Origin of the sequence: Shewanella sp. WXL01 (assembly GCF_012263345.1) — a bacterium.
GTDB lineage: Bacteria > Pseudomonadota > Gammaproteobacteria > Enterobacterales > Shewanellaceae > Shewanella > Shewanella maritima.
Genome location: NZ_JAAIKQ010000009.1, coordinates 59,483 through 73,682, shown reverse-complemented (window position 1 = coordinate 73,682; position 14,200 = coordinate 59,483). Strand labels below are relative to the sequence as shown.

Here is a 14,200-nt window from a genome sequence, read left to right as displayed (position 1 = left end):
GCACAAAATCAACTCGTTATAAGTATTTGTATAAAATGTTTCAACAATTTACAAATACTATTTCAAGTATACATGTTTTTGCTTCAACTAAAACTATCTCGCTTATATACTATTGCCTTTCTTTAAGTTTTTGGGATTTTGCCGTGAAATGGTTTAAACGTTTTCTAATTGCTTCGTTCAGTCTCGCCCTTTTGGGTGTGGGAGCGATCGCAGCTGCTTATTTTTACGTATTACCAGACCTTCCTGACGTCAATACTCTAAAAACCGTAAAGCTACAAACACCACTTCGAATATACAGTCAAGATGGATTGCTTATTTCGCAGTTTGGTGAAAAAAGACGGATCCCGGTTGAATATGAAGATGTACCGCAACAGTTAATCAATGCAGTTTTAGACACTGAAGATGCACGCTTTTTTGAGCATAAAGGTATTGATCCAATTGGTATTGTTCGTGCCGCAACCATTCTAATTACAACCGGTAAGAAAAGCCAAGGTGCCAGTACCATTACTCAGCAAGTAGCACGAGGATTCTTTTTATCTAACGAAAAAACCTATATTCGTAAAATTAAAGAAATTTTTCTGGCACTAAAAATTGAAAAAGCACTAACAAAGAAAGAGATTTTAACTCTTTACTTAAATCGTTCATTTCTTGGTAACCGTGCCTATGGTGTGGGAGCTGCTGCCCAAGTCTATTATGGTAAAGAACTCGATGAGCTAACATTACCTGAGATGGCAATGATAGCCGGTTTACCTCAGGCACCATCTGCTGCAAACCCTATCCGCAACCCTCAGCGCGCAACCAATCGTCGTAACTGGGTGTTGAGCCGCATGCTTGAAAAACGCAACATTACCCAAGCCGAATATGAAGAAGCGGCAGCGGCGCCAGTAACTGCGCGTTACCACGGCGCCGAAATAGACCTTTATGCTCCTTATATTTCGGAAATGGCGCGTGATTATATGATTCAAAAATATGGTCGCGAGGAAGCTTATACACATGGCTACAACGTTTATACCACGATAAATTCAGACTTACAGCGCAAAGCACAGACTGCGTTGCGTAACAATGTATTTGCCTATGACCAACGCCACGGCTATCGCGGCCCTGGTAAAGTGTTGTGGACAGAAACCCCAATTAACAACGAGCAAATCCTAGAGGCTTTAAAAGCTAAGCCTGTTATTCAAGGTATTATTCCCGCAGCAGTAATGGCAGTGTCTGAGCAGTCTGCTGAATTTTTAACAAAACATGGCGAGCGAGTGACAGTTGAATGGAGCGGCTTAAAATGGGCGCGTAAATTTATCACTGACAAGCGCCAAGGACGAGTACCAAAAACAGCGAGTGATATCCTCAACGTCGGCGAACAAGTCTGGGTTCGTCATAACGGTGACGAATGGCAACTATCGCAAGTACCGCAAGTATCAAGCGCAACTGTATCGCTTGACCCAGTCGATGGCGCAATTCAAACATTAGTCGGTGGCTTTAGCTTTAGTCAAAGCCAGTTCAACCGAGTAACGCAAGCTAAGCGTCAACTCGGTTCAAATATTAAGCCATTCATTTATGCCAGTGCGTTGGAGCATGACTACACGCTTGCAACGTTAATTAATAATGCACCAATCAATAAGCCTGACACCCGACAAGGCACAGCTTGGCGCCCGAAAAACTCACCGGATGTATATGGCGGTCCAACAAGATTAAGAGTCGGCCTAGCACAATCGATTAACGTTATGTCGGTACGTGCCCTGCGCCACATTGGTATTGATGATGCTGTCGATACGCTAGTTAGCTTTGGTTTTGATGCACAAGATTTACCGCGCAACGAATCACTGGCACTAGGTTCACCGTCAGTCACCCCGCTGCAAGTTGCGAGCGCTTTTAACGTGTTTGCTAATGGCGGCTACCTAGTTGAGCCTTATTACATTACTAAGATTACTGACTCTTATGACAATGTGATTGAACAAGCTGAACCAACGTATGCCTGCAAACCTATGCCGGTCGACGTTGAAGCTTCACAAGATCTCAACTCTGACGACCCATTTACAGCCATTCCACAAGACTTTGAGCAGGTAGCAGAGTTAGATATTAACGATACTGACAGCATGGCTGCCAATGTTGATGAGCCTCAAGTTGAAGGGCCTAAGGTTATCGACGGCTACTGCCAGCAAGATAATTTGCGTAAGGCCAAACAAGTGATTTCAAAACAAACCGCTTTCTTAATTACTGAAGCACTAAAATCAGTAATTTGGGGCGGTGGTGACTGGAGTAAAGGTACTGGCTGGAACGGCACTGCATGGCGCGCAGCGAGATTAATTAAACGACGTGATATTGCCGGTAAAACAGGTACTACAAACGAATCAAGAGACACCTGGTTTAGTGGTTATAATCCAAGTTTAACCTCAACGTTTTGGGTTGGGTTTGATGACCATACCCGTCAACTAGGGCGAACAACCTGGATTGCTGATGGACCAGAAGGGCAAATTTCTGGTGCCGAAGCAGGTGCAAAAACAGCAGGACCCGGCTGGAACCACTTCTTCAATGAAGCGTTAAAAGGCACTCCAGAAATTATTAAAGAGCCACCTCAAGGAATTGTTAGCGCTCGAATAGATCTTACAACCGGTAAGCTCACACGCAAAACCGATCACACTACCTCGTTTGAGTACTTTATTGATGGTACTCAGCCGACAGAGTTTGTTGCTGATGCGCCAGAAACTGAAGATATCTTTATCGACAACTCTGAAGAAGATTTATTTCAGTAGCGCCCCTAACTAGGCTAAAGCTTTAACTTTAGCTTGAGCTAAAAACAACAACGCCTCGGATAGTACCGAGGCGTTTTTATTTTCAACTTGCTTGTTGTCTGTTTTTGCCGAATGAATCATACCAATTGGGATAAATAAGTGATCAGAGATTACGCAGGAAAAATCGCTTAGAACAAGGCAGAAATTGCAGCTAGCTAGTTGTTCTAACTACAAAATTTCTAACTAAGTTATAAGCGATTTTAACCAGTAAGAATGATCAAATACTTGTGTCAATTGGTATTATCTGTTGGAAAACAACCATTGATGCAGCTGACTGATATTACGCACTTGCAGCGTAGGTTCAATACCTTGCTCTGTTAACGCACCATGATGATTGAGCCAGCAGGTTTGCATCCCAGCTTGTTGGCCACCAATGATATCTGAATGCAGGTTGTCACCAACCATGAGTACTTGCTCAGGCTCAACTTCTCCCATCAAGCTTTGTGCATGGCGGAATATCTTTTTATCGGGTTTAGCTGCCCCTACCTGCTCTGAAATCACCACATGGCTGAAATATTTATCTAAACCGGTTTTTTGTAGGCGAACAGCTTGAAGCTCGGTAAAGCCATTAGTAATAATCGCCAGCTCCGCATATTCTTTTGCCTGCTCTAATAACTCAACCACGCCGCACATCGGCTGACAAATATCCGCCATCGCATACAAAAAGCCTTGATTCAACTCTTGAGTGCTACAACCAATGTTATCCGCCCATTGTGAAAAGCGATTTTGCTGTAAGGTTTGCGCGTCAATATGACCTTCTTGATAAGCCACCCATAATGGCTTGTTGACGGTTTGATATTGGATAAAGTCGTCGCGGGAGAAGTCAATTTGATAATTAGCAAACAGTGCGCGCAACCCAGCGAAAACATCAAAGTGGAATAGGGTTTCGTCTGCGTCAAATAACAGCCAGGAAAATTGCTTAATGTTCATTTAAACGACTACTCAAACTTATGTGGTTAGCTAAAAACCTAACTAAACAGGGCTTGTAGTTGCGACTCTTGCGCTAACAACGATTGATAAATGGTTAACTGATTGGCAGCGCGGTCTAAATTATGCTGCGGTCTGTGCACAGCAAAATACACATCGCCATTAAGGTGATCAGTTAAAAAGCGGCAACCTAACATCAGCGCCATTGCCTTTAAACCCACCCATAAACTTTGCTTTTCAAGAGCGGTCATCACTCCATCGAGCTGCTCAATGTAACTATTCGCCGCTGCAGTGATAACCTCAGGCCTTGCTATTACACGAGCCAAGTTGGTGGAGTCTTCTGCTTCTGGCGAGCAAAAAGCACGTACCATGTCGCCAAAGTCATACATCAAATACCCTGGCATACAGGTATCTAAATCAATCACAGCCAGGCTACTCATATCCTGTTTGTTAAACAGCATATTGTTGATTTTGGTATCGTTGTGGCAAATACGCAGTGGCAATTGCGCCTCTAACTCAGCGACATGTTTAACAAAACCTTGCTGAGACAACACAAAGTCAGCCCAAGGTTGGCATTGTGCTAGCCGACCAGCAGCATCATTTTCTATCGCTTGTTTTAACTGCTCAATGCGATTGCCTAAGTTGAGAAAGTTAACAATCACTTCATCAATTAAGCTCGGGTCTAAGTCACTTAACGCTGCCGCAAAATGACCAAAGGCTTTGGCAGCGGTTTGCGCATCTTGCTGGTCTTTAACCACCTCAATGGTGTGACTGCCAGGCAAGAAGGTAATGGCTCGCCAAAAACCTTGCTGATTAAAGTCTAAGTAAGCCTGGCCATCGACCGTCAATACAGGCTTAATGATCGCTAATTGATACTCGTTATTAGCTTGTTTTTTGGTGAGGTGAGCAGCAATGCTCAAGGCATTCTTCACCAGGAGTTCAGGCTGAGGAAAAACCTGAGTATTGATATGCTGCAGCACTATGGTGCGTTGGTCACTTTTCACCAAGTAAGTACGGTTAATATGACCATTACCCAGCGGGGATACGCTGGCATCGGCCAAATCGTACATTGGTAAAACGTGCTTGCGAATAAATTCCATTAACCTGTCACCCTTAGCTTACCCGAGTAACAGCTTTTTATAGCGCTCACTGGATTTCCTGTAACTTTTGCGGCTATTACACACCTTTTACAACAACTTGGCAAACTCAGGTTGCCTCATCAACGCAGCTTGACTGCCTTTTAAGCTAAAGTCATAACCACATAGCTTAAAACTGCCGCGAAGTGCGATGTCTTTAATAATTGCACCATTATCTAACGGTGAGAAACGCGCTTCAGTGCCAGAGTCATCGACTAAATCTACGGTCATTGGACGATACTGATTACCGTTATTAAACCTAAGATGACTGCAGCTGCTATCCCCTGATGCCGCAGCTAATTGCCATAGATTTTGCGGTGTGCCCTCAGCACCCAGCCAGCGAATAATTAGTATCTCACCTTCTTGTACCACCCAAAAACCATCAGGCACTTTTACAGACACCCGCGGCTGAATCTGGGTTTGTTGTTGATTTGTCGCTTGCTCTAGGCTGTCGGTTTGTCCCTCATTATCAGATGATAAAAACTGCACCGCGACGAAGGTAATAATGCCAATAACCATCACCCCACTACATACTTGCGCCGCAAGCGTAAGTGACTTTTGATGCTCACGAGCCCATACCAACCAAGTCTTTGCTAATTCGGTAACCGAGCCAGACTCTTTTGCTTCATGGTCAATATAAAATCCGCGAGGTTCAGCACTCTCGGCTTCAGGGCTTATTTCTTGCTCATCATTATCTACCCCGACGTGTTCAAAGCTGGCTTCTGCAGACTTCTGCCCGGCTTCGTAGCTAACTCCTTCACCGCCAATTTCTGCACCTAAAGTAGGGTCGCGCCTCACACTTGGTGAGCTGACTAGCTGCTCAAGTTTAGGGCCAAAGTAGCCTTGGACGTAATTGCGCTGCTGGGCACTGGGCTTGATTGCCAGTAAGATAATACAAACGACAGCCAAGACCACCAAAATCGCTAGCAGCACATTTGGCGATGCAGTAAATTGCAGCAAGGATACCAAAAGCAATAGTACTGGTAAGGGAGCACTGTAAAATTTTGCCCCTTGGTAATCATTTAAGCGGCGCAAACTAGCTAGACCGGACGTAAACGCAAACACCATACTCACAAGTACCGCAAATAAACTCTGAGGAAAGATAACGCCGCACAATAAGGTCAACACTAAGCAACCTAGGCTTATCGCGGCAAAACGTCCGCGGCTATCAAAGCCTTTTATGCAAAATAGTGTCGACAACATACTTAGCGCTCCTTAATGGTAACTTTCACTTGTTCAAACTCCATCAAATACAGGGAGTTTGGATTTTTAGGATTTATTTTTAAGATTTTTGATGCAATTTCTTATTGCAGGGCAAAGCCTACACAAAACAGGCCTCACAATACCAGTGGCATAAGGCAAAATCTTGCACTTAGGCAGATGCCAACTCTACTTCGCCCCGAATTCAACTCTCAGGTGCAATGCCCGCTAACTATTTGCAGGTCACTCAAAGAGTCCATATAGATGGATTACAGCAATTGGCCGAATCCTTAACTGGCTAAACACTACAAACTATTAACTCATGTATTGTTTATCTAGCCTTACTAAGGTGCAACAGACTATAATATTAAGTTTTCTTCATCCGAATAATATCCAACCTAAAGACGCTCAATATATGAACACTCGTGGTAATTTATTTATTGTTTCAGCGCCAAGTGGCGCCGGTAAATCTTCGCTTATCTCGGCTTTGTTAAAAGACAAGCCTGCAGACAAGCAAGTCTCTGTCTCGCACACCACACGCCAGCCGCGTCCAGGTGAAGAGAATGGTGTGCATTACCACTTTGTCTCTGTTGACGAGTTTAAAGCGCTAATTGCTGACAACGCATTTTTTGAGTGGGCAGAAGTATTCGGTAATTACTACGGCACTTCGCGCCAAGTGATTGAGCAAACACTCGCGCAAGGCATCGATGTGTTTTTAGATATCGACTGGCAAGGCGGCGAACAAGTTAAAAAACTCATGCCAGAAGCAGTTGGCATCTTTATTTTACCGCCGTCAAAAGTAGAACTTGAGCGCCGCCTAACTGGTCGTGGTCAAGATTCACAAGAAGTGATCGACAAGCGTATGGCACAAGCCGTGTCAGAAATGTCGCACTATAAACAGTATGATTTCGTCATTGTAAATGATGATTTTGACACTGCCTTGCAACAATTTGAGACTATCATTGCCAGCCAACGACTAACCTGTGCTAGTCAGAGCTATACTCACAATGATATGATTGTCGATCTATTGGCAGAATAAACGCCTTAGTGTACAATTTTGCGTCATTTTTTCACTGTAAGAGATAACTGGAGTTTTAAGATATGGCTCGCGTAACTGTAGAAGACGCCGTAGAACAAATCGGCAACCGTTTTGACATGATCTTGGTTGCAGCGCGTCGTGCACGCCAAATCGCCGTTCAAGGTAAAGACCCAATGGTTGAAGAGATGAACGATAAGCCAACTGTACTTGCGCTGCGCGAAATCGAGTTAGGCTTAGTGACCTCAAGCACACTAGATGCTGATGAGCGTCAATCTGTTCGTGAACGTGAAGCTGCAGAAATCGCAGCTGTAGCAGCCATTGCTGAAGGTCGTACAATCTAAGGAGTAGCACCACTTGTATCTGTTTGAAGGTCTAAAGGAGTCTGCATCCAGTTATTTAGAACCGGAGCAAGTAGAATTACTCAAGCAGGCCTATAAGGTTGCGCGAGATGCCCACGAAGGTCAAATGCGCACAAGTGGTGAGCCTTACATTACCCATCCTGTTGCCGTTGCCCGCATTCTAGCGGACATGCGTCTTGATTATGAGACGCTAATGGCAGCATTGCTGCACGACACCATTGAAGACACCCCAGTCACCAAAGAAGAACTCGCCGAACTGTTTGGTATGACAGTCGCAGAGTTGGTAGAGGGTGTCTCCAAGCTCGACAAGCTAAAATTCCGCGACAAGAAAGAAGCGCAAGCAGAAAACTTCCGCAAAATGATGATGGCGATGACCCAAGACATTCGCGTCATTTTAATTAAGCTTGCCGATCGCACCCACAATATGCGCACCCTAGGTGCTCTGCGCCCAGATAAGCGTCGCCGTATTGCCCGCGAAACCCTCGAAATTTACGCACCTATTGCTAACCGCCTTGGTATTCACAATATTAAGACTGAGCTTGAAGACCTAGGTTTTCAGGCATACTACCCGATGCGTTATCGCGTCATTAAAGAGGTAGTAAAAGCGGCGCGCGGCAATCGTAAAGAGCTGATCAACAGCATCGAAACGGCTATTGAAAGTCGACTCGAAGAAGCTGGCATCAAAGGCTCAGTAAAAGGCCGCGAGAAAAACCTCTATTCCATCTACCGTAAGATGCGCAGTAAAGAGCTGCAATTCCAAGAAGTAATGGACATTTATGCATTCCGGGTCATTGTCGATACCATCGACACTTGCTACCGAGTGCTTGGCGCAATGCATGGCTTATATAAGCCGCACCCTGGGCGCTTTAAAGACTATATCGCCATTCCCAAAGCTAATGGCTACCAGTCTTTGCATACCTCACTGTTTGGCCCGCATGCGGTGCCAGTTGAAGTACAAATTCGTACTGATGAAATGGACCAAATGGCAGACAAGGGTGTTGCCGCGCACTGGATGTATAAGAGCAATACTGATGCTCAAGTGCAATCAACAACTCAGGTTCGTGCGCGTAAGTGGATGCAAAGCCTGCTTGAGTTGCAGCAAAGTGCCAGCAGCTCATTTGAATTTGTTGAGAACGTAAAAACCGAGCTATTCCCTGACGAAATTTACGTATTCACCCCAGAGGGGCGAATTCTCGAACTGCCGGTTAATGCCACCCCAGTTGATTTTGCCTACGAAGTACACACAGACGTCGGTAACACTTGTGTAGGTGCAAGAGTTAACCGTCAAGCTTATCCGCTCAGTCAGCCGCTAATCTCAGGGCAAACTGTTGAGATTATTACCGCCAAAGGCGCAAGGCCAAATGCAGCCTGGCTTAACTTTGTGGTGACAGGTAAAGCCCGTGGTAAGATTCGCCAGGTGCTTAAGAGCATGAAAGGCGATAATGCAGTCGGTCTTGGTAAACGCCTGCTAAACCATGCGTTAGGCGATAAAGATTTAAGCGACTTGCCAGCAGAGCAAATTCAAAAGGTCATTGAAGAAACTAAGCATGATTCACTTGAGTCACTGCTGTCCGATATTGGCCTAGGCAATGCCATGAGCATTGTTATTGCTCAGCGCCTCCTTGGGCAAGACTTACAATCAAGTGATGACAAAGATGCCAAGGTTATGCCTATTCGCGGCGCCGAAGGCATGCTGGTTACCTATGCTAACTGCTGTCGCCCAATTCCAGGTGATGCGGTCATCGCCCATGTGAGTCCAGGTAAAGGCTTAGTGGTGCACATGGAAAACTGTGCCAATATTCGCGGTTATCAAGGCGAGCCAGACAAGTACATTTCTGTGCATTGGGATAATGTTGAAGGCCTTGAGTATCAAGCCAACCTTAGAGTTGAGATTGTTAACCATCAGGGCGCACTAGCAAAAATCACCTCAATTATCGCGTCGGCTGACTCCAATATTCATAACCTCAGCACCGAAGAGCGCGATGGTCGAGTCTACTTAATTAACTTACGTATTTCGGTCAAAGATCGAGTACATCTTGCAAATGTGATGCGTCGAATTCGTGTACTTCCTGAAGTATTACGAACCTCGAGAAACAGATAATAAAAGTCAGCAAAGACTGGCAATAAGACCAAACCTTAACGCCCCTATCGAAAGAGAGAAACAACATGGCAAATAAAACCATTATCGCAACAGACAAAGCGCCGCAAGCTATTGGTACCTATTCACAAGCAGTTAAAGTAGACAATACCGTGTACCTTTCAGGCCAAATCCCGCTTGTGCCAAGCACAATGGAAATGGTATCTGAGCAGTTTGAAGAGCAAGTCGTGCAGGTTTTCGAAAACCTAAAAGCGGTATGTGAAGCAGCAGGCGGTAGCTTAGAAGATATCGTTAAGCTAAACATCTTCTTAATCGACTTAGCTAACTTTGCCACGGTAAATGAAATCATGAGCCGTTATTTCTCTCAACCATACCCAGCACGTGCAGCAATTGGCGTTCGTCAACTACCTAAAGGTTCATTGGTTGAAATGGACGGTGTAATGGAGCTGTAACCGCTCGTGTAAGTGAGCTTTCACTCACTCCTACATTTATATCTTTAAAGGCGCATAATGCGCCTTTTTGTTTGCCTTTTTCTGCCACTCAATAGAGCTTTTACTCAATCAAAGCCCAATATCCAATATAAATCCCTCTTTAGATTGATTAAATCTTGCTTAATAAGCTGGGCAAAAGTTTGCGCCAGCTCACAAAAATCGCCATACTGGATTTAGAAACTCTGCAAACGTATTCAACCAAATCGCCTGAAGTCGAATCTCGAAAACGGGTGAAATAAAAACAAGAACATGGAATTGTCGATGGAAAATGCAATCAAAAATCCCCTCGAGATGCTGTCCCATTGGGTAGATACACAAGGCGATAAAGTCTATTTACGCCAGCCAATCAACGGACAATATGTTGAGTTCACCTGGAAGCAAGTTAAGCAACAAGTTGAGCTTATTGCTGGTGCGCTGCATCACCTAGGTCTAAAACGTGGCGACAAAGTCGCTATCTTGTCAAAAAACTGTGCTGAGTGGTTTATTACCGACCTTGCCCTTATGCATGGCGGCTTTATTAGCGTACCGATTTACCCAACAGCCAACGCTGACACCATTCGTTACGTACTTGAGCACAGTGGTAGTAAAGCCATTTTCTCAGGTAAATTAGACTATTGGGCCGAGCAAGAAACAGGTGTTGGTGGCGATATTCTGCGTTTATCCATGCCTTATGACACCATGCCGTGCCAATATAGCTGGCAGCAACTTTTAGACTTTAACGACCCACTATTAGACGCGCCAAATCCTGAGCCAGAACAACCCATGACGCTGATTTACACCTCTGGTTCAACTGGTAAACCTAAAGGTGCGATTCAAACCTTCGCCAGCTACGCCTGGACATGTAATGCCGTTGTGCGTGACTTGAAAACCACGGTGGATGATCGCTTATTGTCTTATCTGCCGCTTGCTCATATTACAGAACGCGTAGCAATGGAAGGTTCATCATATTACTCAGGCTCGAGTGTCGCCTTTGTAGAAAGCCTAGATAGCTTTGTTGAAGACGTACAACGTTGCCGCCCAACGGTATTTTTCTCAGTACCGCGATTATGGACACTATTCCATCTCAACATCGTCAACAAAGTCGGCGAGAGCAAGCTTAACTTCTTGCTTAAAATCCCGATTATTTCGAGCCTGGTTAAACGCAAAATCCACAAGGGTTTAGGGCTTGAACATTGTCGCCTACTGGGTTCTGGTTCAGCACCAGTACCAGCATCATTATTACAATGGTATAGCGATATTGGGCTTAATATTTGCGAAGCCTGGGGCATGACAGAAAACTGCGCTTACTCCATCATCAATCATCCATTTAATGCCAACAAAATTGGCAGTGTGGGTCGCCCAATTGAAGGCTGCCAAGTTCGCCGCACAGATGAAGGTGAGCTAATGGTGAAAAGCCCAGGCCTGATGCAAGGCTATTACTTGCAAGAAGAAGCCACCGCTGCCGCATTTGATGAAGATGGCTTTTTCTACACAGGTGATATATGTGAGATTGATGATGACGGGTACATCAGCATCACTGGCCGCGTAAAAGACAACTTTAAGACCTCTAAGGGTAAATATGTTGCACCAGTGCCGATTGAGCGTAAGCTTGCGCAAGATTCACACCTTGAATTGATTTGCGTAATTGGTTCAGGGCTGCCACACCCAGTCGCTTTGGTGCAGTTGTCTGAAGGTGCAGCAAAACAGCCTCGTGAAGAGGTGCGCGCGTCACTTAAAGCAACGCTTGATAGCGTCAACCCTAATCTAGAGTCTCATGAGCACGTTGATGCCATGATTGTCACTACAGATACCTGGACGGTTGAGAACGATATTCTCACCCCAACGCTTAAAATCAAGCGCCATGTGCTTGAAAAGCAATTCAACGCTAAAGCCGAGGGTATTCGCGGCGCTAAAGTGATGTGGGAAGACGAAATCTAATCAGACGATTTCGTTCACAACGCCTCAGTGCTAAACACTAATAACGCCAGCAAACTGCTGGCGTTATTTTTATATATCAACCAATTAGCCAGGTTATGTTCTCCAACATTTTCTAGTAATGACAAGTGTCGATTCCCATTCATGACATTTGTCACCTGCATCTCATTACCTTTGTCCATACGTTTAGTTAGTGCATTTTTCAATAATGAACTCATCCCAACAAGGTGTTGGGCAAACAAATGGAGATGATTGAGATGAAACACTTACTTTTACTATCAAGCCTAACTTTCGCTACTTTTACTGCACAGGCAAACATTGAACAAATTGATCTGGCAGCGAGTCAAGTAAGCACAACTAAACTGGCGCAGCTAGTTGAGCAAACCAGCAGTTATGAACAGGCCTATGCTAACTATCGCCTAGCTATCACGGCCAACATTACCGGGCAGTCTCAGCTAACTAAAACCGCACTTAAAGACGCCCGTGAAAGCCTTGAAGCAATGAATCAACAACAGGCAACAGCTGATTCACTAGCACTGTTGGCATCGGTGTACGGCATGGTTATCGCAACCGACTACTCACAAGCTGCGATTTTAGGCCCGCAATCTGCAGTGTTGCTTGAACAAGCTCAAGAGCTTGAGCCTGAGAATCCAAGAGTATGGTTAGTCAAAGCCATTAGTGCCTTTAACACACCAAGTATGTATGGCGGCGGCAAAGAAAAAGCACAAACACTGGCGACCCAAGCCATCAGTTACTTCGAGCAACCATGTAGTGATATTTGTTGGGGACATGCTGAAGCTTATGCTTGGCGCGGTCTAGCTAAACAGGAGCAAGGAGATATCGCTGGTGCACAGGCCGATTGGCAACAAGCACTGCAAGTTGAAGCTGACTATGGCTGGGCTAAGTTCCTTTTATCTCAGCAAACCGCTAATCACTAATCACTGGTAAGTGATCATTCATCCCAAGCAAGACTTGCGGGTGTCAGTCAAGCACGGTTAAGCTAACTTAGCCGTGCAAGGAGGCTTCATGAATCAAAGCTTGACCAAAAATAAGCTCAGAGAAAAACCTAAAGCAAACCATAATATCTCAACAGGGAGTACAGCTGAGCCTAAATCTTATGAGCAAAAAATCGCCTGGGTTTACTTACTTAACCTAGTGTTCTTTTTTGTGCCCCTGTATTTTGTGCGTGAACAATGGCTAAACGTCGCGGTCAGCCTAACCTTACTTATCCCATTTATTTACAGCTATTTCTGGGCGTATACGTCCACTGCTGACAAAGCTAAATACCCACTGTTACTCATGCTAGCAAGCGCTGTCGCAGCGGCGCCATTTTCCAGCGGCAGCTTGTCATTCTTTAGTTTTCTCAGCTTTTTTATTGGTTTTTTCTACCCACTAAAACGCGCCATTTCACTTTACCTAGGTTTGGTCGCTATCCTATTCACGCTCAATTATTTAATAGGTTATCCCCAATTATACTTCGCGCTTTATGGCAGCGGCATCTGCCTGGTGGTGGGCATGTTTGGTGTGATTGAGCATAATCGGCAGAAAAATATTCGTGAGCAACGTCAATCACAAGATGAAATTGCCCAGTTAGCTAAGTCGTTAGAGCGCGAGCGTATTGGCCGCGACCTGCACGATATTGTCGGCCATCAGCTAGCGTCCATTGCTCTCAAAGCCGAGCTGGCTGACAAACTCATCAATGCCGGTAAAACTAAGCAAGCACAAACGCAAATCCAACAACTAGCCGATATCAGCCGCGAAAGCCTATCGCAAATTCGCCAGGCGGTTTCAGACTATAAGCTACAAGGGCTGCAACAAGTCATCCTCAACCTGATTGCGATTTTGCGCGATAAAGGCATCGCGGTGACATTAAATGGCGAGCTGCCTAACCTAACTGAGCTACAACAAAGCCAACTAGGTTTAATCATGACAGAAGCGGTTAATAACATGCTTAAACACAGTCGAAGTGAAAGCTGTGTTATCAACTGCCAAGTGATAGAAGATACTCTGATACTTGAACTTATCGAGTCAGCAGCAGCTAAGTCCATTGCTGCAGGTAATGGGGTTAATGGCATGCATGAGCGTGCACAAATGATAGGCGCAGAATTGGTGATTGAAGCTAAACCCGTCATGCGACTAACTGTGTCGTTGCCATTGCAAGCGAGTTAACGTCAATCGATTGCCTACAGTGGTCTAGGTTCGCAGCTTAGCTAACAAATTTATCAGCAAGGAAGATAAACACATGAG

At 44.9% G+C, this 14,200-nt stretch carries 11 protein-coding genes; 8 read left to right on the top strand and 3 right to left on the bottom strand.

Annotated features, from left to right (window positions below; translation table 11 throughout):
• Nucleotides 1–143: 143 nt before the first annotated feature.
• Entirely contained in the window at nt 144–2,750 is a 2,607-nt protein-coding gene (locus G3R49_RS16625; RefSeq protein ID WP_167870412.1) for a PBP1A family penicillin-binding protein, read from the top strand.
• A 279-nt stretch (nt 2,751–3,029) separates the two neighbouring features.
• Here G3R49_RS16625 and yjjG read toward each other — a convergent pair whose 3' ends face one another.
• The 3 genes from yjjG to G3R49_RS16610 all read right to left on the bottom strand — a co-directional run bounded on the left by yjjG (nt 3,030) and on the right by G3R49_RS16610 (nt 6,055).
• Nucleotides 3,030–3,719 carry a pyrimidine 5'-nucleotidase gene (gene yjjG, locus G3R49_RS16620; RefSeq protein WP_167870411.1) on the bottom strand — a complete coding sequence of 230 codons (690 nt, stop codon included), beginning with the start codon at nt 3,717–3,719 and terminating at the stop codon, nt 3,030–3,032.
• 38 nt (nt 3,720–3,757) lie between these two features.
• Entirely contained in the window at nt 3,758–4,816 is a 1,059-nt protein-coding gene (locus G3R49_RS16615) for a phosphotransferase enzyme family protein (RefSeq protein WP_167870410.1), read from the bottom strand.
• An 87-nt stretch (nt 4,817–4,903) separates the two neighbouring features.
• On the bottom strand, nt 4,904–6,055 hold the full coding sequence (locus G3R49_RS16610; protein ID WP_167870409.1) for a hypothetical protein: 1,152 nt from the start codon (nt 6,053–6,055) through the stop codon (nt 4,904–4,906).
• Nucleotides 6,056–6,467: 412 nt separating this feature from the next.
• Here G3R49_RS16610 and gmk point away from each other — a divergent pair, with 412 nt between their 5' ends.
• From gmk to G3R49_RS16575, 7 genes are all read left to right on the top strand, one after another.
• The gene (gene gmk, locus G3R49_RS16605; protein ID WP_167870408.1) at nt 6,468–7,091 is read left to right on the top strand and encodes a guanylate kinase; all 624 of its coding nucleotides are present in this window, start codon (nt 6,468–6,470) and stop codon (nt 7,089–7,091) included.
• A gap of 62 nt (nt 7,092–7,153) precedes the next feature.
• Nucleotides 7,154–7,432, top strand: coding sequence for a DNA-directed RNA polymerase subunit omega (gene rpoZ, locus G3R49_RS16600; protein WP_130600555.1), 279 nt, complete (start codon nt 7,154–7,156; stop codon nt 7,430–7,432).
• Nucleotides 7,433–7,445: 13 nt separating this feature from the next.
• On the top strand, nt 7,446–9,551 hold the full coding sequence (gene spoT, locus G3R49_RS16595; RefSeq protein WP_167870407.1) for a bifunctional GTP diphosphokinase/guanosine-3',5'-bis pyrophosphate 3'-pyrophosphohydrolase: 2,106 nt from the start codon (nt 7,446–7,448) through the stop codon (nt 9,549–9,551).
• 65 nt (nt 9,552–9,616) lie between these two features.
• Entirely contained in the window at nt 9,617–10,000 is a 384-nt protein-coding gene (locus G3R49_RS16590) for a RidA family protein (protein ID WP_130600551.1), read from the top strand.
• Nucleotides 10,001–10,300: 300 nt separating this feature from the next.
• Nucleotides 10,301–11,956 (top strand): AMP-binding protein, encoded by a 1,656-nt coding sequence (locus G3R49_RS16585; protein WP_167870406.1) that lies wholly within the window; start codon nt 10,301–10,303, stop codon nt 11,954–11,956.
• 254 nt (nt 11,957–12,210) lie between these two features.
• Nucleotides 12,211–12,891, top strand: a complete 681-nt coding sequence (locus G3R49_RS16580; protein ID WP_167870405.1) for a hypothetical protein — start codon at nt 12,211–12,213, stop codon at nt 12,889–12,891.
• Between the two features lie 88 nt (nt 12,892–12,979).
• Nucleotides 12,980–14,122, top strand: coding sequence for a sensor histidine kinase (locus G3R49_RS16575; protein ID WP_167870404.1), 1,143 nt, complete (start codon nt 12,980–12,982; stop codon nt 14,120–14,122).
• Nucleotides 14,123–14,200 lie beyond the last annotated feature (78 nt).